Genomic DNA, 25,960 nt, shown 5'->3' on the forward strand with positions numbered 1-25,960 from the left:
TTACACGTAATGGCATCTTTCTCCCGCACGCTTGAACAGACCCTGCATCGCGCGCTGTCGCTCGCCGGCGCCAAAAAGCACGAATTCGCCACGCTCGAACATCTGCTGTTCGCCCTGACCGAAGACCAGGATGCGATTGCGGTGCTGCGTGCCTGCAATGTCGACGTCGAGAAGCTGCGCCAGCGTGTCGGCACTTTCATCGATGAAGAACTGCGCGGCCTGGTGGTCAGCATCCCACAGGATGCCAAACCGACGCTGAGCTTCCAGCGCGCCGTGCAGCGCGCTCTGTTCCATGTGCAGTCGTCCGGGCGCGAGGAAGTGACCGGCGCGAACGTGCTGGTCGCGATCTTCTCCGAGCGTGAAAGCCATGCCGTGCATTTCCTGCAGGAGCAGGACATGACCCGTCTGGATGCCGTCAGTTATATCAGCCATGGCGTTGCCAAGGCGCCGGGCAGGGGTGACCGTCGTCCGGTGCGGGGTGCCGACAGCGATGTCGAGCAGCGCGCCGAGCGCGTCGAACGCGGTGAGCGCGAGCGCAGCGGCGGCGACCGCAATGCGGCTAAGGACAAAGAGGCGCTCAGCGCCTACTGCGTCAACCTCAACGAGAAGGCCAAGGCCGGCAAGATCGATGCCCTGATCGGCCGCGAGGCCGAGATCGAGCGCACGATCCAGATCCTGTGCCGCCGCACCAAGAACAACCCGCTTTATGTGGGCGATCCCGGTGTCGGCAAGACCGCCATTGCCGAGGGCCTGGCGCGCCGCATCGTGCGCGGCGAAGTGCCGGATGTCCTCAAGGACTCCACCATCTATGCGCTCGATATGGGCAGCCTGCTGGCCGGCACGCGGTATCGCGGTGATTTCGAAGAGCGCCTGAAGCAGGTGATGCAGGAACTGGAGGGCCAGCCCGGTTCGATCCTGTTCATCGACGAGATGCATACGGTAATTGGCGCCGGCGCTACCTCGGGTGGCGCGATGGATGCCTCCAACCTGCTGAAGCCGGCACTGGCCTCGGGCGCGCTGCGCTGCATCGGTTCGACGACCTACAAGGAATTCCGGTCCTATATCGAGAAGGACCGCGCGCTGCTGCGCCGGTTCCAGAAGATCGACGTCAACGAGCCGACGCCGGCCGACGCGATCAAGATCCTGAAGGGCATCAAGGGCTACTACGAGCAGCATCACGGCGTGCGCTACACTGAGGATGCGATCAAGGCTGCCGTTGAACTTGCCGCGAAATACATCAACGACCGCAAACTGCCCGACAAGGCGATCGACGTGATCGACGAAGTCGGCGCGGCCGAGCTGATGAAGCCGGAACACAAACGTCGCAAGACCATCGGCGTGAAGGAGGTCGAGGCCATCGTTGCCAAGATCGCCCGCATTCCACCCAAGTCGGTTTCGCGCGAGGACAAGGAGTCCCTGCGCAATCTTGAGGCCGAGCTGCAGCGCGTGGTCTACGGCCAGGACAAGGCCATCGAAGCACTCTCCAGTGCCATCAAGCTGGCGCGTGCCGGCCTGCGCGAACCGGAGAAGCCGATCGGCAGTTACCTGTTCTCGGGCCCGACCGGTGTTGGCAAGACCGAAGTTGCGCGCCAGCTCGCCACCATCATGGGCGTCGAACTGATCCGCTTCGACATGTCTGAATACATGGAACGCCACAGCGTCAGCCGTCTGATCGGTGCACCGCCGGGCTATGTAGGCTTCGACCAGGGCGGCCTGCTGACCGATGCGGTCGACCAGCATCCGCATTGCGTGCTGCTGCTCGACGAAATCGAGAAGGCGCATGGTGACCTGTTCAATATCCTGTTGCAGGTGATGGACCACGGCAAGCTGACCGACAATAACGGCAAGCATGTCGATTTCCGCAATGTCGTGCTGATCATGACCACCAATGCCGGCGCGTCCGAAATGTCCAAGAATGCCATCGGTTTCGGCCGCGGCATGAAGGAAGGCGAGGACGAAGAGGCGATCAAGAAGATGTTCACGCCGGAATTCCGCAATCGTCTCGATGCGGTGATCCCCTTCGCGTCGTTGGCTCCGGAAGTGATCAACAAGGTGGTCGACAAGTTTGTCGCCCAGCTCGAAGGTCAGCTTGCGGATCGCAATGTCACCGTTGCCCTCACTGACGAAGCCCGTGCCTGGCTGGCCGAGCGTGGCTATGACCAGCTCTATGGCGCGCGTCCACTCGGCCGCGTCATCCAGGAGCACATCAAGAAGCCGCTGGCCGACGAGCTGCTGTTCGGGCAACTGGTGAAGGGTGGTCACGTCCTCGTGAAAGTCGAAGACGACAAGCTGGCCTTCGAGTTCACCGTCGAAAAGGGCGGACCGGATAAAAGCGGGAAGGGCGGCACCGATGGCTCTTCCGACGGCAAGGTGCCCGAATACGCGCACTGATCCCGGTTCGCGTCATACGGGTTAGCGTTACGGAAGCGCTCGCGAGTCCGTAGACATAAATTCTCCATAAAATTACAGTGGTGTCCATGCGGCGCAGGCTTCAGGCCTGCGCCACAGGGACCGTCCGGCCTGGGGAAAGCTCTGGCCGCGCGGGGAGGACAAAAAACAACAGGAGGCTATATTGGCCAAATTCCGTATCAAGGCCGCGCTGCTTGCCGGCGCGCTGACACTTGCTCTGCCGCTGATCGCCGCTCCGGCACTCGCGCAGGGCAAGGTGCTGCGCTGGGCGAGCCAGGGCGACTACCTCACCATGGACCCGCACAGCCAGAACGAAGGCCTGACCCGCACGGGGAGCTTCCAGACCTATGAAGGCCTGGTTGGCTACAGCGCCGATCTGAAATTCGTGCCCGCGCTCGCCACCTCGTGGAAGGCGGTCAATGACACCACCTGGGAATTCAAGCTGCGCCAGGGCGTGAAGTTCCATGACGGCAGTGACTTCACCGCCGACGACGTGGTCTTCTCGGTGAAGCGCGCTCAGCACCCCAACTCCGACTTCAAGACCTACATCGCCAGCGTCAAGGACGTGAAGAAGATCGACGCGCAGACCGTGCACGTCGAAACCAATGGCGCCAACCCGATCCTGCCGAACCAGATCGCCAACATCTTCATGATGTCGAAGGCCTGGGCGGAAAAGAACAATGTGGTCAATCCGCAGTCCTACAAGGACAAGGAAGAGACCTTCGCGGTGCGCAACACCAACGGCACCGGTCCGTTCGTGCTGAAGACCCGCGAACAGGACGTCCGCACGGTTGTGGCCAAGAACCCGACCTGGTGGGGCCTGAAGGACAACCCGCATAACATCGACGAGATCGTCTATACCCCGGTGACCACGCCGGCGACCCGCGTCGCCGCACTGCTGTCGGGCCAGCTCGATTTCGTGCTCGACGTGCCGGTGCAGGACGTGGAGCGCGTGAAGCGCTCGGCCGGCCTGCAGGTGAAGAAGACCAACGAGATCCGTACGATCTTCCTCGGTCTTGATGTCGGCAGCCCGGAACTGAAGTACGGCGACGTGAAGGGCAAGAATCCCTTCGCCGACAAGCGCGTGCGTCAGGCCATGTACCATGCCATCGACATGAACGCGATCGCCCAGAAGGTGATGCGCGGCGATGCGGTGGTGGCGGGCATGATCACCTCGCCGGGCGTGCATGGTTACGAAAAGGCGCTGGACAAGCGCCTGCCGTATGACCTGAACAAGGCGAAAGCGCTGATGAAGGATGCCGGCTACGCCAACGGCTTCGGCATCAAGCTGGATTGCTCGAACGACCGCTACGTGAATGACGAGGGCATCTGCCAGGCTGTGGTTGGCATGCTGGCGCAGATCGGCATCAAGGTTGATCTGGCGGCCCAGTCGAAGACCCTGCATTTTCCCAAGCTGCAGAAGAAGGATACGTCCTTCTACCTGGTGGGCTGGGGCGTGCCGACCTTCGACAGCCACTACGTCTTCTCGTATATGGCCCAGACGCCCGACGGCAAGAACGGCAGCTGGAACTTCACCAACTACTCGAACCCGAAGCTGGACGGCATGATCAATGGTATGCTGAGCGAGCTCGATCCGGCCAAGCGTGACAAGCTGATCCACGACGCGTGGACCATCCTGAACGACGAGATCATCTACCTGCCGCTGCACCACCAGGTGCTGAACTGGGCGATGAGCGAGAAGCTGGATATGCCGATCATCGCGGACAACGTGCCGCGCTTCCACTTCGCCAAGATGAAGTAACCCCAACCGCCGCCCCGGGTCATACCGGGGCGGCGGACCTTTTTTTGTAAGTAAAGCCCCATGCTCGGTTACATTGTCGGACGACTGGCGCAGGCGCTGGCGGTCATGCTGGCTGTCGCTCTGGTGGCCTTTATGCTTTTCAATTACGTCGGCGATCCGATCAACAACATGGTTGGTCAGGACGCCACGACCACGGATCGTGCGGAGTTGCGCGAGCAGCTCGGCCTCAACGATCCTGCGCCCTTGCAGTTTGCCCGTTTCCTCGGCAATGCGGCGCAGGGCAATTTCGGCCTGTCGTATCGCCTGAAGCGGCCAGTTTCAGTGCTGATCCAGGAGCGTGTGCCGGCCACGCTGGAACTGGTCTTTCTCTCGGCCCTGGTGGCGCTGGTTGTCGGCATGCCGCTCGGTGTCTATACGGCGCTCCGCCGCGACAGCTGGCTCAGCCGCGTGATCCTGACGTCCAGTCTAGTCGGTGTGTCGCTGCCCACCTTCGTGATCGGTATCGGCCTGATTTATCTCTTCTCGGTGCAGTTCGATTGGCTGCCCAGTTTCGGCCGCGGCCAGGTCACGCATCTTGGCTGGTGGAGCACCGGTTTCCTCACCAAGTCGGGCTGGGCCGCCATCATCATGCCGGCCATCACGCTCAGCCTGTACCAGCTGACGCTGGTGCTGCGTCTGGTGCGCACAGAAATGATGGAAGTGCTGCGCACCGACTATGTCAAATTCGCCCGCGCGCGGGGCCTGAGCAACCGCATCGTGCATTTCCATCATGCGCTGAAGAACACCATGATGCCGGTGATCACCATTATAGGTTTGCAGGTCGGTGGCCTGATCGCATTTTCCATCGTCACCGAGACGGTGTTCCAGTGGCCTGGCATGGGTCTGCTGTTCATCCAGGCGGTCGGTTTCGCCGATATCCCGGTGATGGCGGCTTACCTCGTGCTGGTCGGCGCCATGTTCGTGGTGCTGAACCTGATGGTCGACCTGGCCTATTTCGTGATCGATCCGCGGTTGCGCATGGATCGTGGCAAGGCGGCGGGGAAGGCGACATGAGCTTTTCTTTTGGCGCCATCCTGCGCAGCTGGGTCGACAGCGACCTGGCCTACAGCTTCCGCCGTTCCCCGGCCGTCGTGGTTTCAGCCGTGGTGGCGCTGACGATCATTCTCGCCGCGGTGCTGGCGCCGCTGGTCTCGCCGTTTAATCCGTTCAACCCGGCCGCCGTCAAGTTGATGGATGCCTTCACGCCGCCGGCCTGGACGGACGAGGGCCAGCTGACCTATCTGCTCGGCACAGACGATCAGGGCCGTGATCTTTTCTCGACCCTGCTGTATGGCAGCCGGATCTCGCTGCTGGTCGGCTTCTCGGCCATCGCTTTCGCAGCCGTCTTCGGCACGCTGATTGGCGTGCTCTGCGGATATCGCGGCGGCTGGCTCGATATCGCCGTCATGCGCGTCGCCGATGTGCAGCTGACCATCCCAAATATCCTGATCGCGCTCACCATCGACGGTATCGCCCGCACAGCTCTGCCGCGTGAGTTGCACAACGAGATCGCCATCTTCGTACTGATCTTTGCGATCGGGATCGCGGACTGGCCGCAATTCGCCCGCGTCGCCCGTTCAGCGGCGCTGGTGGAGCGACACAAGGATTATGTTTCGGCCGCCCGCGTGATCGGCCAGCCGTCCTGGGTGATCGTGCTGCGCCATGTGCTGCCCAATACGCTGGGGCCGGTGCTGGTGCTGGCCACTGTCGGCCTGGCACTGGCGGTGCTGGCGGAAGCAACGCTGAGCTTCCTCGGTGTCGGTGTGCCGCCCACGCAGCCTTCGCTGGGCACACTGATCCGTGTTGGGCAGAGCTTCCTGTTCAGTGGCGAATGGTGGATCACCTTCTTCCCGGCACTGACGCTGGTACTGCTGGTGCTGGCGGTAAATGTGCTCGGTGACTGGCTGCGTGACGCCCTGAATCCCAAGCTGCGCTGAAGCGGGCTAATTCAGCTTCTTTGCCTTGCGCTGCCAGTAGTCGCGCTTGGTCGCATCCGGCGGCATGCCCGGACGGCCGTCGGCGTAGAAGCGGACCAGATCCTGGATCGCGGCCGCATAGCCAGCTTTGGCTGACCGTTCGAGCCAGCGCAACTCCTCTGCGGGATCGACCTTGATGTCTTCGCCGCTGTTGTAGCGGACGGCGAGGATATAGGCTTCGGCAGGATCGCCGAGTTCGGCGGCTTTCCGCCCGGCACGGTTCGCATCGGGCCTGTTCTTCATGTAGCGGTAGCAGTCGGCCAGAAGCGTCCAGGCCTTCAGGTGGCCGGGCTCGGCCGCGACGATCAGTTCCAGTTCCTGTGCTGCCTTGGGGTATTCGTTGATCAGCGCGGCGAAACCAGCATAGCGATAGCGATGTTCCGTTGCGCCGTTCGAGGTGATGACGGCCTCGCGCAGGGCCTTCAGCCCCTGGTTATACAGCCCGCTGGCGAAATAGGCCTGGCCGAGCAGGGCATGCAGGTCAGGATCGCGCGGCGTGACGGCGATGGCCTTCTGGCAGGCCTGGACCTGTCCGCGCTGCGCCTCTTCGCGGCAGAGCGCGGTATAATCCTGTGCCGCCGCCGACAGGGTGAGCAGCGACAGAATGAGGCCGAGATGCCAGGACTTCAAAGCAGCCCCCGTTACAGCCGAGCCTTGATATCGGCAGCCTGTTTGGCAATGGCTTCGTGATCGCCCGGCGACAGGCTCCAGTTCAGCTTGGCATTGTCGCCCAGCCGGCGCGGCAGCACATGCACATGATAATGCTGCACCGATTGGGCGGCGCCCGGGCCGTTGGCCTGCACGATATTGACGCCGTCATTCGGCACGCAATCGACAACCGCGGTGGCGATTTTCTTTGCCGTGCGGGCGACCGCGGCGACGCTGTCGTCGCTTGCTTCATGCAGGTTGGCGTAATGCCCCTTGCTCAGCACCAGTGCATGGCCGTGGTTGAAGGGATTTATATCCATGATGGCAAAGCTGAGATCGTCTTCGTAGAGCTTGAAGCTCGGTGCGTCGCCCTTGACGATCTTGCAGAAGATGCAGCCGTCGTGCTGCGGTAATCCCGCCATGTCAGTTCCCTCCCCAGCAAGCCCGATGTTACCCCGGGTCCCTAATATACTCTTGCGTAATGGGGATAGACTATTCGCTTTCTTCGGTCGGCGTCACCTGACGAAAGGGTGAATGCTGGTCGAGCGCGGCGATCATGCCGGCCATATGGGCGCGCTCTTCCTTCAAAAACCGCGCAACCGCCTGCTGGAAGGCCGGCTCGGCAAGCCAGTGAACGGAATAGATCGGCACGGGGAGGTAGCCGCGCGCCAGCTTGTGCTCGCCCTGGGCGCCGGCCTCGACCCGGCTCAGGCCGTGGCGGATGGCATAGTCGATCGCCTGATAGTAACAGCACTCGAAATGCAGGAACGGATGCTGTTCGATGCAGCCCCAGTTGCGGCCATACAGCGTGTCGCTGCCCAGCATGTTCCAGGCGCCGGCGATCCAGCGGCCCTCGCGCTGTGCCATCACCAGAACCACGCGATCCGCCATCGTCTCCTGCAGGCGGCGGAAGAAGTTGCGGTTCAGATAGGGCTGGCCCCATTTGCGGCTGCCGGTATCGATGTAGAACTCGAAGAACGCATCCCAGTGCTCGTGCGTGAGAGCATCACCCTGAAAGGTGTGGATTTCGATACCACGTTCGATGGCTTCGCGGCGCTCCTTGCGGATCGCCTTGCGTTTGCGCGAGGCCAACTGCGTCAGAAAAGCCTCGAAATCCGCATAGCCGTCGTTCTGCCAGTGGAACTGCTCGCCGATGCGCAGCAGCATGTCGTGGCCCTGCGCCCAGTTCGCTTCGGTTTCACCCAGGAAGTTTACATGCAGCGAGGACAGCCCGTACTGGCGGGCGATTTCACGTGCGGCCTGCAGCAGTGCCGCCGCCACGGTGTCGAAGTCAGCGTCCGGTGCGACCAGGAAGCGCCGTCCGGTGACCGGCGAGAAAGGCACGGCTGACAGCATTTTGGGATAATACTGCCCGCCGGCGCGGGCATAGGCATCGGCCCAGCCGTGGTCGAAGATGTATTCGCCCTGGCTGTGCCCCTTGATGTAGAGCGGCAGGACGCCGATCATCTCGCCGGCGCTGTTCTCAGCCACCAGATGCGTCGGCTGCCAGCCCGTGCGCGGCGTGACGCAGCGCGACTGTTCGAGGGCATCGAGGAAGGCATGGGCGAGGAAAGGGTTATCGCTGCCGGCGCAGCGGTCCCAGTCGGCGGCCGGCAGGTCGGCAACCTGCGTCAGCGCCCGGATGGTGATTTTACTTGCTGCGTCGCGGCGTGCGGTCATACAGCCGTGGTCGACAGATCCTCGAAGATCACATTGTCGGCATGTGCCGCGGCGCGGGCACGCTCGCCGGGCGTGCGTACGGTCCAGCTCAGGAGAGGCAGGCCGCGCCGGCGCGCTGCCGCGGTGATCTCGGAGGGCAGGTCACGCACGTCATAGGCGAGGAAATCGGGATTGCCGTAGCCGGTCATCAGGGCCCGCTTCAGTTGAAGTCTGGTAAACCAGTTAAGGCCCTTGGTCATATTGGCAAGGTCGGTCGCGATCTGGCCGCGGATGATCTGCGGTGCGTTCTTCTCAAACCACTTCACGGTACGCGGATTGAACGACTGGATCACGAAGGGGCCGGGATAATGCTGCAGCATGCGGGCCACGCTGCTTTCCAGCGGACCGACGGGCTCGCCCTTGTCCTTCTTGATCTCCACCACCAGCGGCACGGCGCCCTGCACCAGATCGAGCAGGTCGCGGAAGCTCGGCACGGTTTCTTCGGTGCCCAGCAGCCTGAGCGGTTTGAGATCGGCCAGCGGCATCTGGCAGACGATGCCATCCCGACCGCACAGCCGGGTCAGGTCGGGATCGTGGAACACCACCACCTGCTTGTCGCCGGTGATGCGCACATCGGTTTCGATGGCGTAGCCGGCTTCCATCGCCTTGCGGAAGGCGAGCAGCGAATTCTCCGGCACGCCTTTGGCGATGTCATGCAGGCCGCGATGCGCCACCGGCGTTTTGGTCAACCATTTCGGGATGTCGAGACGCGGCATGTTGAACTCTCAATGCAGCAGGAAAACGCTATCGGCCTCGAAGGCGATATTCATGGGAAGGGACGGAGCGGTGGTGGTCGAGCGCGCAGGCCGGTCAGCCTGGCCGAACACCTCGGTCAGCAGGTCGGTGGCGCCATTTGCAACCTTCTGCGCATCCATGTAATCCGCCGTGGTGTTGACTAGGCACAACAGCTTCACGCAACGCGCGATACGATCCAGGTCGCCATCGCAGGCGACCTGCATATGAGCGAGCAGGTTGAGGGCCGTCAGTCGCGCGGCGGCATAGCCGTCCTCGAAGCTGATGTCGTGCCCGACTTTGCCGGCATGGCGGATCTCCTTGCCCCAGGTCGGGCCGACGCCGGCGACATGCACCAGCTTGCCGACCGTGACAAAGCCGATATAGGTCGCCACCGGCAGCGGAGCCGGGGGCAATACCAGGCCCAGCTCCTTCAGGCGTGCGGCAACCTTACCGCTTCTTGGGCCGGCCATGGCGATCAGGCGATCTCGAAGATGGCGTCGACTTCAACGCACACGCCGCGCGGCAGAGACACGGCGCCGACTGCGAAACGCGCATGCTTGCCGGCATCACCGAACACTTCGACCATCAGGTCGGAGGCACCGTTGACCACCTGCGGATGATCGATGAAGTCCGGCGTGCAGTTGACGAAGCCGCCGACCTTCACACAGCGCTTGACGCGATCGAGGCTGCCGCCGAGCGCTGCGCGCGCCTGTGAGATGATGTTCAGGCCGCAGAGGCGGGCCGCCTGCTTGCCGGTTTCGATGTCGATGCTGGCGCCGAGCTTGCCGAGATGGCGAAGCTCGCCATTGAAGATGGTGATCTGGCCGGCGACGAACAGCAGGTTGCCGGCAATCACGGTGGGCACGTAATTCGCGGCCGGGGTGGCCGGGGTCGGCAGTTCGATCTTGAGGGCGGCGAGGCGGGCGTCGTGGCTCATGGTGCGTTATCCTGGCGCGATCCTGGGAGTAAACAGGAGGGTAAATCCTGTCCACCTGTCTAGCCCGGATGGCGCGCTGCTGGCAACGCGTCGGCCCCTGAGATGACGACTGTCAGTCGTCGCGGCGGGCCTGTTTGCGGATGTACATGGCGTGGTCGCAATCGCGCAGCAGGGTCGGCAGATCGGTGCTGCCGTCATAGCTGGACAGGCCATAGCTGATACCGACCGGGATCAGGGCGTCGCCAAAGCGCAGCGGCTGCTTTTCCACACGTGTCGCCAGCTCGGACAGTCGGACCTCGGCCTGGTCCCGGGTCGCACCGGGCATGGCCAGCACGAACTCGTCACCATGCAGGCGGGCGAGGCAATCGGTGGCGCGGGCGGCGGGCTGCAGCCGCAGGGCGATCTGGCACAGCACTGCATCGCCGGCGGCATGGCCATGGCGGTCGTTGATGGCTTTGAAACGGTCGAGATCGAGGAAGGCGAGCGTGCCGCCATGGCCGTCGCGGCTGGCGCGGGCCAGGTCGGCGGCCATGAAGCTCTCGAAGGCGCGGCGGTTGGGCAGGCCGGTCAGTTCGTCGGTGGTCGACAGGGCCTCCAGTTCGGCGATGCGCTGGGCCTGGTCGATCAGGCGCTGCTCGCTTTCGGCGGCGGCGGTCAGGATCTGCTCGACAAGGCTGCGCTTCACCGGATCCGGGTCACGGCGCAGCGCCAGGCGCAGGCGCAGCACCAGACTGGCAAAGCCGGTGGAATGGGGCGCGAGATGGGCCTGACCTGCCAGGGCGGACAGGGGCCATTCAGTCAGCGGGGTGTCGTTTGCAGGCATCATGGTACGGGTTCCTCAGGCCTTACAAAGCAAGGCATGTGCCAGAGGGAAAAGGCCGGAAAACCGCTATTATTCGTTTTGGAGCCGAGGCAGGTTTTGCCGCCTTCCCAACGACTTACACTTAACAGGATGGCGGGATTACGGCACAGTCTGGTTAAAACGGGTGGCCCGCTAAATTGGATGGGGCACCGGCCGGCCTTGCAGCACGGCGTCGATATTGTCGAGCGCCATGAAGCCCATCCGGTCCCGGGTTTCGATCGTGGCGCTGCCCAGATGGGGCAGCAGGTAGGCGTTCGGCAGTTCCAGATAAGCCGGGTTGAGCTGCGGCTCGCCCGCAAAGACGTCCAGACCGGCGGCACGCAGCCGGCCGGCCTTCAGGGCTGCGATCAGCGCTGCGTCGTCGACCATGTCGCCGCGGGCGGTATTTACCACGATGGCGCCGTCCGGCATGCGGGCGATGGCATCGGCATTCAGGATATGGCGGGTTTCAGGCGAGGAGGGGGCGTTGATCGACAGGATGTCGCTCACGGCCAGCAGGTCGTCGAGATGCTCGTGGAACACCGCGCCCTGTTCCTCGGCGGCCGGCAGGCGGCGGCGGTTGTGATAGTGGATCTGCAGGCCGAAGGCGCGGGCCCGCTCCGCTACCGCCCGGCCGATCCGGCCCATGCCGAAAATTCCCAGCCGTTTGCCGACGAAATCGACGCCGAGCAGCATGGTCGAGGTCCAACCCTGCCATTCGCCTCGCCGCACCATCTGCTGCGCTTCATAGCCGCGCCGGGCGGCGCCCAGCATCAGCAGCATGGCAATATTGGCCGTCGCCTCGGTCATGGCGCCCGGTGTGTTCGCCGCCACGATGCCGCGCGCCCGGCAGGCGGCGACATCCATATGCTCGTAGCCGACAGAGAATGTCGAAATCACCTTGAGCCGTGCCGGCAGGCGTTCGACCAGCGCAGCCGTAATCTTTTCCGAGGTACAGATCAGCATCGCATCAGCATCGGCCGCGTGGGCGATCAACTCGTCAGGCGTGTAGATCCGGTCGTCCGGATTGAGACGGGCATCGTAGTCGCGCGCCACCCGGGCTTCGACGGCGGGCGGCAGCTTTCGGGTCACGAAAACAATGGATCTGCCCATGCAACCTCCCATTCTGATTCCATCTGGCCCGATTCCATCTCACCAAGGCCGGTCGGTTTCATTTCATCGGCACTGGCGCTATTCTTATCCCCATATGTTGCTACCAGCTACAGACAGGCATGGCCGCAGAATGATGGCCCGGACCGGAACAGATGCCCGCATTGGCGCCCTGCTGCGCCGCGCGCTTACGCTGGCCGTGCTGTTGCTTGGCCTGATCGTCGTGCCCGCGGAACCGACCCGCGCCGTCGACAGCGACCTTCAGGAAGTGGCGCGCAATCTGGCCAGCCATCGGGCACTCTATACGTTGTCGGTCGCGCGGCTCGATCCACGCAATTATCGCCACGGTATTGCCGGGGGATTGAGCCTGGAATTCGTGCATGCCTGCGATGGCTATGTGCTGAACCAGCGTTTTGTGATCGAGACCACGACGGATGACGGCACCATCCTGAACAACATGGTGCTGAACTCCTGGGAAGCGCTGGACGGCAAGAGCTTCCGATTCAAGATGCGCGACGAAGTGAATGGCGACCTTGAGCAGGAGTTGAAGGGGGAAGGCAAGCTGAGCAGCAGGGGAGGCAGCGTGACGTTCACGCAGCCGGAAGACACAGACCTCGACCTGCCGCCGATGACCCTGTTTCCGACTGAACATACCGTGCGGCTGCTGGCGCTGGCGCGTAGCGGCGGCAACTGGCTGCAGGCCAGCATCTATGATGGCGCGTCGGCCGATGCCTACAGCGAAGTCGGTGGTTTCATTGGCGGTGAACTGCCGGTCGAAACCGGCGGCAATCCCATTGTGTCCGAGCTGAAAGGCCAGCGTTCGTGGCGCATTCGCCTCGCTTACTTCACGTCCGAAAAGGCGCAGGACACGCCGGATTACGAGATCGCCTATCGCCTGTATGAAAACGGCGTCGCCGACGATATCGTCTTCGACTATGGCGATTATGCGATCCGCGCCACGCTCAAGCTGCTTGAACTCAAGCCGCGCGAAGCCTGCTGATCTTAGCTACTGGGCCGGCCAGAGCCAGGCCGCGCCGCGTACACCCGAGCTGTCGCCATGGCGGTTCTTCACCAGCGGTGTGACGACCGTGTCGGAGAACACATAAGCCCCCCACAGTTTCGGCACATTGCGGTAGAGCCTGTCCTGGTTTGACATGCCGCCGCCCAGCACCACGATATCCGGATCGAGGACGTTGAGGATCACGGCCAGGCCGCGCGCCAGCCGGTGTTCGTAGCGCTGCAATGCGGCTTCGGCCTGCGCATCGCCGGCCTCGGCCGCCGCGACGACATCTGCGCCTTTCAGGTCGCGGCCGGTCTGCGCGCGGAAATCGCGCTCCAGACCGGTGCCGGCCATAAAGGTCTCCTGGCAGCCGAACTTGCCGCAGTAGCATTTCGGCCCCGGCAATTCGTCGGGTTGTGGCCAGGGCAGGGGATTGTGGCCCCATTCACCGGCGATGGAATTCGGGCCGGAGACAATGCGGCCGTCCACCACGATGCCGGAGCCGCAGCCGGTGCCGAGAATCGCTCCAAAGACGACACCATGACCGGCACCGGCGCCATCGTTGGCTTCCGACAGCGCGAAGCAGTTCGCGTCATTGGCCAGCCGGACGGATCGTCCCGTGGCGTCGGCAAGATCGCGATCCAGCGGATGGCCGATCAGCCAGACCGAGTTGGCATTCTTGATCAGGCCGGTGGCCGGCGAGATAGTGCCGGGAATCCCGACGCCGATCGGGCCGGTCGCACCGGCTTCGCTCTCCACCGCCTGCGCGAGGTCGCGCAGGGCGGTGACTGTGGCCTGATAGTCGCCACGCGGGGCGGGCACGCGCCGTCGCGCCCGGATCGTGCCATCGCCTTCAAGTGCGATGGCCTCGATCTTGGTGCCGCCGAGATCTATGCCGATCCGAATCTTCGTCATCTGCTGCGGGTCACGTTTGCGCGAGGAGAGTCTGGATATGCGTCAGCATATCGGGCCAGGTATCGGCGCGATGGTGGCAGTCGGGCGCAGGGCCCAGCAGGGCCGCCAGCCGTGTGTCGGCAATGTAATGCAGGCGATGCACCGCGGGTGCCATCTCAGCCACGGATTTGTGATTGTGCGGAATATCGTCGATGAAGACCGCAGACCCCTTCGTCTGCTTCAGCATCGCGACCACGGCCGGGCCCTTGGGGCCGGTATTGGCGATCAGCGGAAACGCCATGCCGTGGCGGGCGAGGGCACGGATGCGCGCGTTGCGGGCCGGCATCGGCACATTGCTCAGCACTACCACCTGCGAGCTCCGGCTCAGTTCAGCCAGAGCCTGTGCCGCGCCGTCCACCGGCTCCAGTTCCTCGGTCGCTTCGGCGAAAAAGCGTTGCAGCAGGGGATGCAGGATTTCGGCAGCAACAGGGGCGTCGTCCCGGCGCTGGCGGATGTTCCCGTGCAGTGCATACGAGGCCCAGTCGAAATAAAGGTCGCGGCTTTCCAGGAAGCGCTCCAGGCCGCGCATGAAGTAGAAAAGCACCTCGTCGGCATCCACGATGACCAGCGGCTTCCCGTGCGTCAGGGTGAGAGTGGCGAGTTGCTCGGCTACCGGGGCGGGAAGCTCGGTCGGATCAGGGATTTTTGTGCTCATCAGCTGCTGGAATGTCATGGTAAACGGCTTGGCCCGGCCGGTAGGGGATGCTACAAAATACTGGATACGCAGGGAAAACGGCGAGTGCGACCGTAGATACTATCCGGGGACCGGGGCTGATGAGCAAGACTGTACTGATCGTCGAGGACAACGAACTCAATATGAAGTTGTTCCACGACCTGCTGGACGCCCATGGCTACCAGACCCTGCAGACCAAGGACGGCATGGAAGCGCTGGCCATGGTGCGCAAGCACCGGCCCGACCTGATCCTGATGGATATCCAGCTTCCCGAGGTGTCCGGCCTGGAAGTGATCAAGTGGATCAAGGAAGACGACAACCTGCGCAGCATCCCGGTGGTGGCTGTCACCGCTTTCGCCATGAAGGGCGACGAAGAGAAGATGCGCGAGGGCGGCTGTGACGCCTATATCGCCAAGCCCATTTCGGTCGGCAAGTTTATCGAGACTGTGAAGCAGTTCCTCGATCCGAAGGCCTGAGATTTAGCGGCCGAGTGATCCGATGACCGCACGCATTCTGGTCGTCGACGACATCCGCACCAATATCAAGGTGCTGGAAGCCAAGCTGACCAGTGAATATTACGAGGTGATCTCGGCCAGCAATGGCCCGGAGGCGCTGGAGGCTGCCGTCATCCAGAAGCCGGATCTGATCCTGCTCGACGTGATGATGCCGGGCATGGACGGCTTCGAAGTCTGCCGCCGGCTGAAGGCCAATCCCGACACCGCCCATGTCCCTGTCATCATGGTGACCGCGCTGGGCGATCCTGAGGATCGCGTCCAGGGCCTGAGTGCCGGCGCCGACGATTTCCTCACCAAGCCGGTCGACGACACTGCGATGTTCGCGCGCGTGCGCTCGCTGCTGCGCGTCAAGCTGATGCTGGACGAGCTGCGGATGCGTGAGCGCACGTCGGCATCGCTGGGCGTGATTTCGCCGCCGGTGCCAAGCCTGCACGAAGACTATGCCGCTGCGCAGATACTGCTGGTGGAGGACAATCCGCGCGATCAGGTGCGCCTGCAGCGCATGATCGAGGGCCAGTTCCGCACCGAAATGACGGCGGATGGCATGGATGCGCTGAACCGTGCCCGCCAGACCGAATATGATTCCGTGGTGGTCAGCCTGAGCCTGCAGAATCCCGATGGCCTGCGGCTTTGCTCGCAGTTCCGCACCACCGAGGAAACCCGCAATGTGCCGATCCTGCTGCTGGTGGGGCCGGACGACCAGAAGCAGCTGGTGAAGGGGCTGGAGATCGGCGTCACCGATTATGTCGTGCGTCCGATCGACCGCAACGAATTCATCGCCCGCCTGCGCGCCCAGGTGCGCCGCAAGCGCTATCAGGATCGCCTGCGCCTGCACTACCAGCAGAGCATGGAGATGGCGGTCACCGATCCGCTGACCGGCCTGTACAATCGCCGCTACATGGCCTCACATCTGGCCACACTGCTGGCGCAGAGCGCCAGCCAGCATGGCACGTCGGTCGCCATCATCGATCTCGATCACTTCAAGCAGGTCAACGACACGCATGGCCATCCGGCCGGTGACGACGTGCTGCGCGAGGTCGGCAACCGGATCGTGCGCAACATCCGCGGCATCGACATGGCCTGCCGCTATGGCGGCGAGGAATTTGTCGTGCTGATGCCCGACACCAATCTGGAAGCGTCGGAAGTGGTGGCCAACCGCCTGCTGAACGCCATCGGCGGCAAGCCGATGCAGACCCGCAGTGCGGGCGAGATGACCGTGACCTGCTCGATCGGCTGCACGGCTTCGCTGGAGACCGATACCGCGGACACCCTGCTCAAGCGTGCCGACGATGCGCTGTACGAGGCGAAGCACGGCGGTCGCAACCGCATCGTCTATCGCCCGTCCTGACGGGCTGGCATCGAGCCAAAACGAAAAGCCCCGCCGGTGGCGGGGCTTTCTGATACTGGCGGCCTGACGCGCCCGGATATGCTTCCTGGGCGCCAGCGCGGGAAACCTTACTTGATCTTGGTTTCCTTGAATTCGACGTGCTTGCGGGCGACCGGGTCGTACTTCTTCAGCGACATCTTCTCGGTCTTCGTACGCGGGTTCTTCTTGGTCACGTAGAAGTAGCCGGTGTCGGCGGTGCTCAGCAGCTTGATCTTGAGGGTGGTCGGCTTGGCCATGACTCGGTTCCAAAAATACGGGGCAGCTAGGATTGGCGGCGCAGCATAGGGATTCGCGCCCCGATGTCAACGCCTAAGGATTATCCCAGCGGATCATGGGCTTACCCCGGCGATAACGCCAGAAAGCCACCCGCTGCGGCGCCAGGTCGGGCGCCAGCCCGCCGACCATGCCCAATACGAATTCCGTGATGTCGGCCAGCGGCAGCCGCAGGGCGGTGTCCAGGGGCCGGAAAGCGAGGTCGAGGAGCTCGCCTGAGCCCCCCAGCTTGAGCGGCATCCCGGTCACATCGCGCAGGAAAAACCGGGCATGGAAGCGGATCGGGCTCTCGGCCGGAGTGATCGCCCGGCACAGGTAATGGAGGCCCGAGAGGTCGGGCCGCAGCCGGCCGGCTTCCAGCAGGCCGAGCGGAATCCCGGTTTCCTCCCAAGTCTCCCGTATCGCGGCCACAGCCGTCGGCTGGAGGAGTAAGTCATTACTATTCAGTGGGTTGATGGGTACTTCTGATTTATCAGATGAATCCACTCGGCCGCCCGGAAAGGCATAGACGTTAGGCAGAAAGCGGTGCTTGCCGGCGCGGCGGCCGAGCAGGACTTCCGGTCCCTCAGGACCCCGCCGGACCAGCACGAGGCTGCCGGCATCATGCGGAAGCGCAGGGCGGGTCATCATTCCCAGTCCAGCAGTCGCTGGCCGTGCAGCATGTGATGGAAGGGTACCCGCAGGGCAGGGTCGGAGGCGGATTGCGGGCTCAGCCAGTGCTCCAGATTGGCGATCACATACTGGGTGATGCCCGGCAGCGGCAGACCCTCGGTATCGGTCTGGGTGACCCAGCTCAGCTTGTCGAGTTCCGCTGAAGGCTGCAGGTCGCCGGTGGCCAGCTCGGCCGGGGCGGCGAAGAAGCGGGCGTCGAACCGGCGGGGCCGTCCGGGCGGCGTGATGGCCCGGCAGATATAGAGCAGGGCCGAGGGATCCGGGGCCAGGTTGCCGGCGCAGAAAGCCGACCAGCTCGGCGCCGTCGCTCTGGCGGTTGATGCCGGGTTGGCGATGCGCAGTCCGCTTTCCTCGAAGGTTTCGCGGATCGCCGCCAGCGCCAATGCGACGCCTTTGCGGGGGCCCGTGCCACGGCAGCGCAGCAGCCGCGCGGCGCTGACCGGATTGAGTGGCGCGGCCGGCCGGATGCGATAGTCGGCCAGATCGAGACGCCCGCCGGGGAAGACATAGCGGTTTGGCATGAAGGCGCTGGCGCCATGGCGCTCGCCCATCAGCACTTCCAGTCTGCCCTCGCGCCGGCGCCACAGGATCAGCGTGGCTGCATCGCGAATTGGCTGAGGCGGCGTCCTGGCCGAGTCGGCATTTCCCATTGGCAGAGTATAACGGCTAATGCGGCTCGTTGCCGAAGCCGTGCATGCGCCGCGCCCATTGCAGGCCAATGAGAACGCCTTTGATACGGGGCAGCAGCCACAGGCAGAGTAGCACGGTGAGCGGCGGCCACAGTGCCATATGCTGCCATTCCGGCGGCTGCAGGCGCTGCTCGAACATCAGCATCAGCGGCACGATGATATGGGCCACGATCAGGATGGTGAAATACGGCGGTGCATCATCGGCGCGATGGCCGGCCAGTTCGAGCCCGCAGGAGGAGCAGGTGTCGTTGACCTTGAGATAGCGGCCATACATCCGCCCCTGTCCGCAGCGCGGGCAACGCTGCTTCCAGCCGCGCCACATCGCTTCACCGGTTGGCCGCTCGATGAAATCGTCGAGCAGCGGGGGCTGGGTCACAGCCAGCCCTTACGCTTGAACCACCAGTAAGGCAGCACGGCCGAGGCGATCATCAGCACGATGGCCATCGGATAGCCGACCTGCCAGCTCAACTCAGGCATATGTTCGAAATTCATGCCGTAGATGCTGGCGATAAGGGTCGGCGGCAGGAACACTGTGGCGGCCACCGAGAAAATCTTGATGATCTTGGTCTGCTGGATGTTGATCAGGCCCAGCGTGGCATCGAGCAGGAAGTTGCCCTTATGCGCGAGGAAGGCAGCCTGTTCGTTCAGCGACTGCACGTCGCGCGCCAGCGTCTTCAGCCAGGTGCGGCTTTCCTTGGTGCCGCGCTGCTCGGCCATGGTCAGCGTCAGGAAGGCGATCAGACGGGTCAGCGACAGCAGGCTGTCGCGGATGCGCGAGTTCAGATCCTCGATATGGCCCAGCTTGCGCACCACCGCTTCCAGATCGGATTCGTCATCAGGGACTTCATCGGGCTTGCGGCCATAGCCGAAAATATCGCGCGATATGGTGTCGAGGTCCTTGCTGCCGATTTCCAGCACGTCGGCGGCACGGTCGATGATGGCATCGAGGATGCCGCAGAGCGCGGCATCCGGCGAAGCGAGCAACGATGTCTGGCGCTGGGCGCGGGCGACAAACTGGCGGAAGCTCTGCGGGTCGGCATAGCGCAGCGTCACCGTGGCGCGCGGCGTGCGCATGAAAGTGACGGCCGTGGTCTGCGGCTGCGGCGTCTCGGCGTGATAGAGAATATTCGCCGTCATGAAGCTGGCATCGCCCTCGCGATACAGACGGCTGGAGATTTCGATCTCCTGCATCTCTTCGCGGGTGGGCAGCTCCATGCCGAGCAGGGTTTCGATGGCTTTTTCTTCGGCCTGGCTGGGTTCGAGCAAGTCGATCCACACGACGCCATCGGGAAGCGTCGAGGTAGGGGTAAGCTCAATACGTTGCAGCTGGCCGCCTTGCGGCAGGTAGGCAGTGATCATGCTGGCCGTCCCTGGTGTTCCGGCGCTGACCCGGCGGTACAGCGCGGCGCCCTTGTAGCCCCGTAAGCCGGGCCTGGGAAGCCCTGAAAACCGGTCTGCGGCGATTTTGCCGCAGGTCCAGACTGGCTGCGGAGTGCGACGGATTTATGGCGTGACGGGGCTCGGCGTGGGCAGGGGCATGCCACGGGCCTGCATCATCTTACGCAGGCGATCAGGATAATCCGAGATCAGGCCATCCACCTTCATGTCGATTTGGCGCTCCATCTCGGCCGGATCGTTCACCGTCCACGGGATCACCTGCAAGCCGAGCTTCTGGGCTTCGCTCACCAGCTCTGGCGTGACGTTACGCCAGAAGGGCGACCAGACCTGGCCGCCGGCCGCTTTGACCAGCGCTGGCGTGGAGGGGTAGTCGTCGGCATCCAGGCCGCCCATCCAGGGACTGGCGCCGGGCTGGCCACGCTGCACGTTGTCGCTGTTGCCGCCTTCGATCGTCAGATGCACGCGCGGAATTTCCGGTGCCAGCGCGGCAGCGGCTTTCAGTGTGCGCCAGTCGAAGGACTGGATGCTGGCGCGCCGCGTCATGCCGGCATCACGGATCGCCTGCACCAATGCGGCGGCGAACTGTTCTGGCGGTGCGCTCTCGTCAGGCTTTGCCGGATTGAGCTTGGTCTCGATATTGAAGCGCACGGTCGTGTTGCCGCTCTTGGCGACCAGCGCGAAAACCTGCTCCAGCAGCGGCATGCGCGTGCCGTCCACCGGCTTCTGTTCCGGATAGGTCTGGCCGTAACGCGAAGCAGGATCGAGGCGGCCGACGTCGTAACGGCGGATATCTTCGGCCGTGCTCTGCCAGATCACCGGGCCCGGCGAGGTGATCCATTTATTGTCGAGCCGCGCCAGATGCGGCAGCAGCACCGGATCATGTCCGACGACCAGCTTGCCGTCCCTGGTCAGGTTGACGTCGAATTCCAGCGTGGTGACGCCGAGCGAAAGCGCAGTGGCGAAAGCGGGAATGGTGTTTTCCGGTGCCAGGCCGCGCGCGCCGCGATGGCCCTGCAGTTCGAATGCCCATGCATCAGTAATGCTGGCTGGTCCTGCCGCCAGCAGGAATGCCATCGTCAGGAGTACGGGTTTCATTTCCGCTTCTTGCTCCGATGCTTCGACCATGGTGCGCGGTTGGTTGGTTTCTTGAGGGCAGGTTTCCCTGCGCCGCCACGACGGGTGTTGGTACTCTGTCCGCCGCTGCCCATGATCTCGAACCGCAGGCCGCCAGTGACGGGGGTGGCTTCGGCCAGCCGGATGGTGACGCCATCGCCCAGGCGGAAGCGCTTGTTGCTGCGCTTGCCGACCAACGCGCGATGCGCCTCGTCATGCTCGTAGAAATCGTCGCCCAGCGTGGAAATCGGCACGAAGCCGTCGGCGCCGGTTTCATCCAGTTCGACGAACAGGCCAAAGCGGGTGACGCCGGTGATACGCCCCTCGAACTGCGCGCCGACATGCTCGGACATGAAGGCCGCGACAAAGCGATCCATCGCATCGCGCTCGGCCTGCATCGAGCGGCGTTCGGTCAGCGAGATATGTTCGGCGATATTCTCAAAATCGGCATCGTCCTCGGGCGGCAGGCCATCATCCCCCAATCCTAGGCCACGGATCAGGGCACGATGCACGAGCACGTCGGCATAGCGGCGGATCGGCGAGGTGAAATGCGCGTATTTGTGCAGGTTGAGACCGAAGTGGCCGCGATTATCTGGCGAATAGGTCGCCTGCATCTGGCTGCGCAGCACCACTTCGTTGATCAGGCGCTCATGCTCGCTGCCGATGGCGGCCTTCAGAATGGCGTTGAAGTGCATCGGGCGCAGGCCCTGGCCCTTGGCCAGCTTGTAATCCAGCGTGTTGAGGAATTTGCGCAAAGAGTCGATCTTCTCGTCCGACGGTTGCTCATGCACGCGGTACATGCAGGGCTGTTTGCGCTTTTCCAGTTCTTCCGCTGCCGCCACATTGGCCGCGATCATGAAATCCTCGATCACCTGATGGCTCAGCATATGATCGCGCGGTTTGATGGCAGCGATATGACCATCCTTGCCCATAACCACCCGGCGTTCCGGCGCGTGGATGGCCAGCGGCTGGCGTGCCTCGCGCGCCTTGTTCACAGCGGCATGGCAGGCATAGAGCGGCTTCAGCACCGGCTCCAGGAAAGGCAGCGCCATTTCGTCGGGCATGCCGTCGATGGCGCTCTGCACCTGACGGTAATTCAGCCCGGCGGCGCAGCGCATCAGGCCGCGCACGAATTTATGACGCTTCTTGTTGCCCTCGGCATCGAACCATAGATGCACCGCCATGCAGGCGCGATCCTTGTGCTCGACCAGTGAGCAGAGATCGGCCGAGAGCGCCTCGGGCAGCATCGGTACGACGCGATCGGGGAAGTAGGTCGAATTGCCACGCTGGCGCGCATCATGGTCGAGCGCGCTGCCCGGCCGCACATAATGCGCCACGTCGGCGATGGCGACGATGGCATGCCAGCCGCCGGGATTGCCCGGATCTGTGTCCGGTTCGGCAAACACAGCGTCATCGTGGTCGCGTGCATCTTCGGGATCGATAGTGATCAACGGGATATCGCGCAGGTCCTCGCGCTGGCCCAGCGTCACCGGCTTGGCCTTCTCGGCGTCGTGGAGCGCGGCGTCGCTGAATTTGGTCGGGATGCCCAGCGTGAATATCGGGATCAGGCTGAGCGCCTTCGGATCCAGGCTGCTGCCGATCACCTCGACGATTTTGGCGGTCTTGAGTCCGAAGCGGCGACCCTGCTGCGGCTGTGCCACCACGATCTCGCCGGCCTTGGCATTGTTCCGGTGTTCTGGCGCGATGGTGTATTCGTGGCGGACTTTCTTGTCGGTCGGCTGCAGACGGCCTTCGCCGTCTTCGGTCAGCGTGAAAACGCCGAGTACCGGCTGCTCGTCTTTTTCCAGCCGTTTGATGACGCGTGCGACATACCGGTTGCGGCCAGCGCGAGTGAGGCGGGCCAGCACGCGATCCCCGACGCCGACATCGGCCATTTCGCGGCGGCGCGCCTTGCCGCCGCCTTCAAAAACGATACGCGGCGGATCGCCTTCGCCTGTCCATTCCACCGGACGTCCCATCAGGTCGCCATCGCGGTCGAGCCGCAGGATATCGACCAGCGTCACCTCGGGAAGTTCGCCCTTCGGCGCCATGCGCTTGCCATGACCCTGGTTGATATCGCCTTCAGCTTTCAGCTCGCGCAGCAGGCCCTTGAGTTGCACACGCAACTCGGGCCCGACACCGAAGGCCTTGGCGATCTCGCGCTTGCCGACCATGCCGGGATTGTCGGCAATGTACTTCAGGATGTCCTGTTTGGACGGAAGGCCGTCTGTGACTTTCTTCTTGGCCACGCGGCTTACGCTGCTGCGGCTTTCTTGGCCGCGGCTTTCTTTTTCGGCGCGGCTTTCTTCACGGCCTTCTTGGCAGCCTTGGGCTTTGCTTCGGTCTTTTCAGCGGCTGCTTCCTTCTTGGGTGCAGCAGCCTTCTTGGCCTTCGGAGCAGCCTTCTTCTTGCCCTTGCCGCCCTTCTTGGCGCGCGAAGCAATTGCCTCAATGGCCTGATCGATGCTCAGCGCATCGACCTCGGTGCCGCGCGGGATCGGTGCATTGGTGGCGCCATGCTTGATATACGGGCCGTAGCGGCCGTCGATCACCTGGATCAGCTCTTCATCATCGGGATGCTTGCCGATTTCGCGCAGCACCTTCAGTTCGGCGCGCTGGCGCGGACCTTTGCGGCGCGCATCGGCCTCGGCGATCTTCTCGACCGCATGATTGATGCCAATTTCGAGCGCCTCCATGGCGTCCTTCAGCTTGGTATAGGCACCGTCATGCAGCAGATACGGTCCGAAGCGGCCGAGGCCGGCGAGGATCTCCTTGCCGCTGGTCGGATGCAGGCCGACGGTGCGCGGCAGCGCCAGCAGCTTCAGCGCCATTTCCAGCGTCACGTCTTCCAGCGTCACGCCCTTGGGCAGCGAGGCGCGCTTCGGCTTGGTCTTGGCCTTGCCTTCGCCTTCAACCTCGCCGAGCTGAACGTAAGGACCGAACGGACCCTGGCGCAGCGTGATCATCTGGCCGGTGACCGGATCGGTGCCGACTTCCTGCGGCCCCGAGATGGCGATGTCGCCGTGACCGTTGCTGCCGGCGCTTAGCGGCCGGGTATAGCTGCATTCCGGATAGTCCGAGCAACCGATGAAGGCGCCGGTGCGGCCGGCCTTGATGCCTAGATTACCCTTGTTGCAGGCCGGGCAGAGGCGGGCGGGCTTGCCGTCTTCGCGCGGTGGGAAGAAGTGGTTCTCCAGCAGCGCGTTGATCGCATCCAGCACTTCGCCACGGCGGCCCATCTTCTCGTCGATGCGCGTGACCGCATCCTTCACCGAGGAGAAAACCGGATCTTTCGGATCATGCTGGCTGAAATCCTGCCAGAAGTCCTTCAGCACCTTCTTCCAGTCAAGATTGTGCTCGGCGATCTCATCGAGCTTCTCTTCCAGACCAGCCGTGAAGCTGTAGGCGAAATACTGTTCGAAGAAGCAGACCAGGAAGGCATAGGCGAGCCAGCCGGCATCTTCCGGCTGGAAGCGCTTGTTCTCCAGCGCCACATAGGAGCGGGCCTTCAGCACTTCGAGAATCGCGGCATAAGTGGACGGACGACCGATGCCGAGTTCTTCCAGCTTGCGCACCAGGCTGGCTTCCGAGAAGCGCGGCGGCGGTTCGGTGAAATGCTGTTCCGGCTTGACGCCTTCTTCCTTCATCGCCTCGCCGACAGTCATCTTCGGCAGGCGGGTACCTTCCTCGTCATCGCTCGATTTGTCGTCGACGCCTTCCTCGTACAGCTTGAGGAAGCCGGGCGACAAGACAACGGTACCGGTGATGCGGAAGGTACCGGCCTTGTTGGCGGCCGCGATATCGACAGTGGTGCGTTCCAGCTCGGCCGATTCCATCTGGCTGGCGAGCGCGCGCACCCAGATCAGCTCATACAGCTTGAGCTGCACCTCATCGAGATAGCGGGCGACCGATTTCGGACGACGGCGGAAATCGGTGGGGCGGATCGCCTCGTGGGCTTCCTGCGCATTCTTCTGCTTGGTCTTGTAGACGCGCCAGTTTTCCGGCACGGCATCGCGGCCGAAATCCTCGGCGATCACGTCGCGTGCGGTGCGGATGGCTTCGTTCGCCATGCTGACGCCGTCGGTACGCATATAAGAGATGAGACCGGTGGTCTCGCCGCCGATGGTCACGCCTTCATACAGGCGCTGGGCGATCTGCATGGTCATCTGCGCCGAGAAGCCAAGTTTACGCGCGGCTTCCTGCTGCAGGGTCGAAGTGGTGAAGGGCGGCGAGGGATGGCGCTTCGCCGGCTTGATCTGCACATCGCTGACGGCATAGCTCTGCCCGGCCAGCTTGGCCACGGCGGCCTTGGCGGCGGCTTCGTTATTAATGTCGAACTTGTCGAGTTTCTTGCCGGCCAGTTCGATCAGGCGTGCGGTGATGGTCTGGTTCTGCGGCGTGCGGAAATCGGCGCCGATGGTCCAGTATTCGCGGGCCCTGAAGGCCTCGATCTCGGTTTCGCGCTCGCAGATCAGGCGCAAGGCGACCGACTGCACGCGGCCGGCCGACTTGGCCGAGGGCAGCTTGCGCCACAGCACCGGCGACAGGGTGAAGCCGACCAGGTAATCCAGCGCGCGGCGCGCCTGCTGGGCATTGACCAGGTCCATGTCGATGTCGCGCGGGTTGGCCATCGCCTCCAGCACGGCGGTCTTGGTGATCTCGTTGAATACCACCCGGCGCACGGTCTTGCTCTTCACGACCTTGCGGTTGTTCAGGGCTTCCAGCACATGCCAGGAAATTGCCTCACCCTCGCGATCCGGATCGGTCGCCAGAATAAGTGTGTCGGCATCCTTCAGCGCGCCGGCGATGGCCCGGATCGACTCCGCGCCGCGGCCGGACATCTCGTAATGCATCTCAAAGTCTTTGTCGGGTTCGACAGATCCATCCTTGGCGGGCAGATCGCGGACATGGCCGAACGAGGCCAATACCGTGTGACCGGGACCGAGATACTTCTCGATGGTCTTTGCCTTCGCCGGGCTCTCGACGACAACGACTTTCATAATGCGCTGTTTTCCAACAAAAATTATACGGACACACATACCAAGTCTGGGCGGAGGCCCGACCGGCGCGGCAGGCGGAACATGGGCGATGGAATCCGCCTTGTCAAACCC

25 protein-coding genes are annotated in these 25,960 nt (G+C 63.3%); 7 read left to right on the top strand and 18 right to left on the bottom strand.

The window, feature by feature from the left end; translation table 11 throughout:
* Window positions 1–9 precede the first annotated feature (9 nt).
* From clpA to FNB15_RS15645, 4 genes are all read left to right on the top strand, one after another.
* Complete coding sequence (clpA, locus tag FNB15_RS15630; RefSeq protein WP_144069602.1) at window positions 10–2,391, top strand: ATP-dependent Clp protease ATP-binding subunit ClpA; 2,382 nt, start codon at window positions 10–12, stop codon at window positions 2,389–2,391.
* Window positions 2,392–2,572: 181 nt separating this feature from the next.
* On the top strand, window positions 2,573–4,171 hold the full coding sequence (locus FNB15_RS15635) for an ABC transporter substrate-binding protein (protein ID WP_221932663.1): 1,599 nt from the start codon (window positions 2,573–2,575) through the stop codon (window positions 4,169–4,171).
* A gap of 60 nt (window positions 4,172–4,231) precedes the next feature.
* Window positions 4,232–5,224, top strand: a complete 993-nt coding sequence (locus FNB15_RS15640; protein ID WP_144069603.1) for an ABC transporter permease — start codon at window positions 4,232–4,234, stop codon at window positions 5,222–5,224.
* Window positions 5,221–6,147 carry an ABC transporter permease gene (locus FNB15_RS15645; RefSeq protein ID WP_144069604.1) on the top strand — a complete coding sequence of 309 codons (927 nt, stop codon included), beginning with the start codon at window positions 5,221–5,223 and terminating at the stop codon, window positions 6,145–6,147. The genes FNB15_RS15640 and FNB15_RS15645 overlap by 4 nt, the downstream gene beginning before the upstream one ends.
* 6 nt (window positions 6,148–6,153) lie before the next feature.
* Here FNB15_RS15645 and FNB15_RS15650 read toward each other — a convergent pair whose 3' ends face one another.
* From FNB15_RS15650 to FNB15_RS15685, 8 genes are all read right to left on the bottom strand, one after another.
* Window positions 6,154–6,816, bottom strand: coding sequence for a tetratricopeptide repeat protein (locus tag FNB15_RS15650; protein WP_144069605.1), 663 nt, complete (start codon window positions 6,814–6,816; stop codon window positions 6,154–6,156).
* 11 nt (window positions 6,817–6,827) lie between these two features.
* On the bottom strand, window positions 6,828–7,256 hold the full coding sequence (locus tag FNB15_RS15655) for an HIT family protein (RefSeq protein ID WP_144069606.1): 429 nt from the start codon (window positions 7,254–7,256) through the stop codon (window positions 6,828–6,830).
* A gap of 70 nt (window positions 7,257–7,326) precedes the next feature.
* Window positions 7,327–8,514, bottom strand: coding sequence for a GNAT family N-acetyltransferase (locus FNB15_RS15660; protein ID WP_144069607.1), 1,188 nt, complete (start codon window positions 8,512–8,514; stop codon window positions 7,327–7,329).
* On the bottom strand, window positions 8,511–9,269 hold the full coding sequence (locus tag FNB15_RS15665) for a glycerophosphodiester phosphodiesterase (protein WP_144069608.1): 759 nt from the start codon (window positions 9,267–9,269) through the stop codon (window positions 8,511–8,513). The genes FNB15_RS15660 and FNB15_RS15665 overlap by 4 nt, the downstream gene beginning before the upstream one ends.
* A gap of 9 nt (window positions 9,270–9,278) precedes the next feature.
* Window positions 9,279–9,758 carry a RidA family protein gene (locus FNB15_RS15670; RefSeq protein WP_144069609.1) on the bottom strand — a complete coding sequence of 160 codons (480 nt, stop codon included), beginning with the start codon at window positions 9,756–9,758 and terminating at the stop codon, window positions 9,279–9,281.
* 5 nt (window positions 9,759–9,763) lie between these two features.
* A complete protein-coding gene (locus FNB15_RS15675; protein WP_144069610.1) occupies window positions 9,764–10,225 on the bottom strand; it encodes a RidA family protein in 462 nt (153 codons plus the stop codon).
* A 112-nt stretch (window positions 10,226–10,337) separates the two neighbouring features.
* Window positions 10,338–11,051, bottom strand: a complete 714-nt coding sequence (locus tag FNB15_RS15680; RefSeq protein WP_144069611.1) for a GGDEF domain-containing protein — start codon at window positions 11,049–11,051, stop codon at window positions 10,338–10,340.
* A 168-nt stretch (window positions 11,052–11,219) separates the two neighbouring features.
* A complete protein-coding gene (locus FNB15_RS15685) occupies window positions 11,220–12,179 on the bottom strand; it encodes a 2-hydroxyacid dehydrogenase (protein WP_144069612.1) in 960 nt (319 codons plus the stop codon).
* Window positions 12,180–12,309: 130 nt separating this feature from the next.
* Between FNB15_RS15685 and FNB15_RS15690 the strand changes: the two genes are divergently transcribed.
* Window positions 12,310–13,176 (top strand): EipB family protein, encoded by an 867-nt coding sequence (locus FNB15_RS15690; protein ID WP_185973574.1) that lies wholly within the window; start codon window positions 12,310–12,312, stop codon window positions 13,174–13,176.
* Between the two features lie 6 nt (window positions 13,177–13,182).
* Here the strand turns inward: FNB15_RS15690 and FNB15_RS15695 are convergent, their stop codons facing one another.
* Both FNB15_RS15695 and FNB15_RS15700 read right to left on the bottom strand, forming a co-directional pair.
* Window positions 13,183–14,091 (bottom strand): ROK family protein, encoded by a 909-nt coding sequence (locus FNB15_RS15695; RefSeq protein WP_144069614.1) that lies wholly within the window; start codon window positions 14,089–14,091, stop codon window positions 13,183–13,185.
* 10 nt (window positions 14,092–14,101) lie between these two features.
* Window positions 14,102–14,803, bottom strand: coding sequence for an HAD family hydrolase (locus tag FNB15_RS15700; RefSeq protein ID WP_144069615.1), 702 nt, complete (start codon window positions 14,801–14,803; stop codon window positions 14,102–14,104).
* Between the two features lie 101 nt (window positions 14,804–14,904).
* Here FNB15_RS15700 and FNB15_RS15705 point away from each other — a divergent pair, with 101 nt between their 5' ends.
* Both FNB15_RS15705 and FNB15_RS15710 read left to right on the top strand, forming a co-directional pair.
* Window positions 14,905–15,279 carry a response regulator gene (locus FNB15_RS15705; RefSeq protein WP_144069616.1) on the top strand — a complete coding sequence of 125 codons (375 nt, stop codon included), beginning with the start codon at window positions 14,905–14,907 and terminating at the stop codon, window positions 15,277–15,279.
* A gap of 22 nt (window positions 15,280–15,301) precedes the next feature.
* Window positions 15,302–16,666 carry a PleD family two-component system response regulator gene (locus tag FNB15_RS15710; RefSeq protein ID WP_144069617.1) on the top strand — a complete coding sequence of 455 codons (1,365 nt, stop codon included), beginning with the start codon at window positions 15,302–15,304 and terminating at the stop codon, window positions 16,664–16,666.
* 107 nt (window positions 16,667–16,773) lie between these two features.
* On the opposite strand, the gene rpmG is transcribed toward FNB15_RS15710, so the two are convergent.
* The 8 genes from rpmG to topA form a co-directional block, all read right to left on the bottom strand.
* Entirely contained in the window at window positions 16,774–16,941 is a 168-nt protein-coding gene (gene rpmG / locus FNB15_RS15715; protein ID WP_144069618.1) for a 50S ribosomal protein L33, read from the bottom strand.
* 73 nt (window positions 16,942–17,014) lie between these two features.
* Window positions 17,015–17,608: an NUDIX hydrolase gene (locus FNB15_RS15720; protein ID WP_144069619.1), complete on the bottom strand. Its 594-nt coding sequence runs from the start codon at window positions 17,606–17,608 to the stop codon at window positions 17,015–17,017.
* Window positions 17,605–18,300, bottom strand: coding sequence for an NUDIX hydrolase (locus tag FNB15_RS15725; RefSeq protein WP_144069620.1), 696 nt, complete (start codon window positions 18,298–18,300; stop codon window positions 17,605–17,607). Before FNB15_RS15725 ends, FNB15_RS15720 begins: the two co-directional genes overlap by 4 nt.
* A 16-nt stretch (window positions 18,301–18,316) precedes the next feature.
* Window positions 18,317–18,715, bottom strand: a complete 399-nt coding sequence (locus tag FNB15_RS15730) for a DUF983 domain-containing protein (RefSeq protein ID WP_246068701.1) — start codon at window positions 18,713–18,715, stop codon at window positions 18,317–18,319.
* Window positions 18,712–19,698, bottom strand: a complete 987-nt coding sequence (locus FNB15_RS15735; protein ID WP_144069621.1) for a magnesium transporter CorA family protein — start codon at window positions 19,696–19,698, stop codon at window positions 18,712–18,714. The genes FNB15_RS15730 and FNB15_RS15735 overlap by 4 nt, the downstream gene beginning before the upstream one ends.
* Before the next feature lie 144 nt (window positions 19,699–19,842).
* A complete protein-coding gene (locus FNB15_RS15740) occupies window positions 19,843–20,832 on the bottom strand; it encodes a glycerophosphodiester phosphodiesterase (RefSeq protein WP_144069622.1) in 990 nt (329 codons plus the stop codon).
* Window positions 20,829–23,099 (bottom strand): ribonuclease R, encoded by a 2,271-nt coding sequence (rnr, locus tag FNB15_RS15745; protein WP_144069623.1) that lies wholly within the window; start codon window positions 23,097–23,099, stop codon window positions 20,829–20,831. Before rnr ends, FNB15_RS15740 begins: the two co-directional genes overlap by 4 nt.
* A gap of 5 nt (window positions 23,100–23,104) precedes the next feature.
* A complete protein-coding gene (gene topA, locus FNB15_RS15750; protein WP_144069624.1) occupies window positions 23,105–25,849 on the bottom strand; it encodes a type I DNA topoisomerase in 2,745 nt (914 codons plus the stop codon).
* Between the last annotated feature and the right edge of the window lie 111 nt (window positions 25,850–25,960).

The sequence above is a fragment of the Ferrovibrio terrae genome (assembly GCF_007197755.1).
Lineage (GTDB): Bacteria > Pseudomonadota > Alphaproteobacteria > Ferrovibrionales > Ferrovibrionaceae > Ferrovibrio > Ferrovibrio terrae.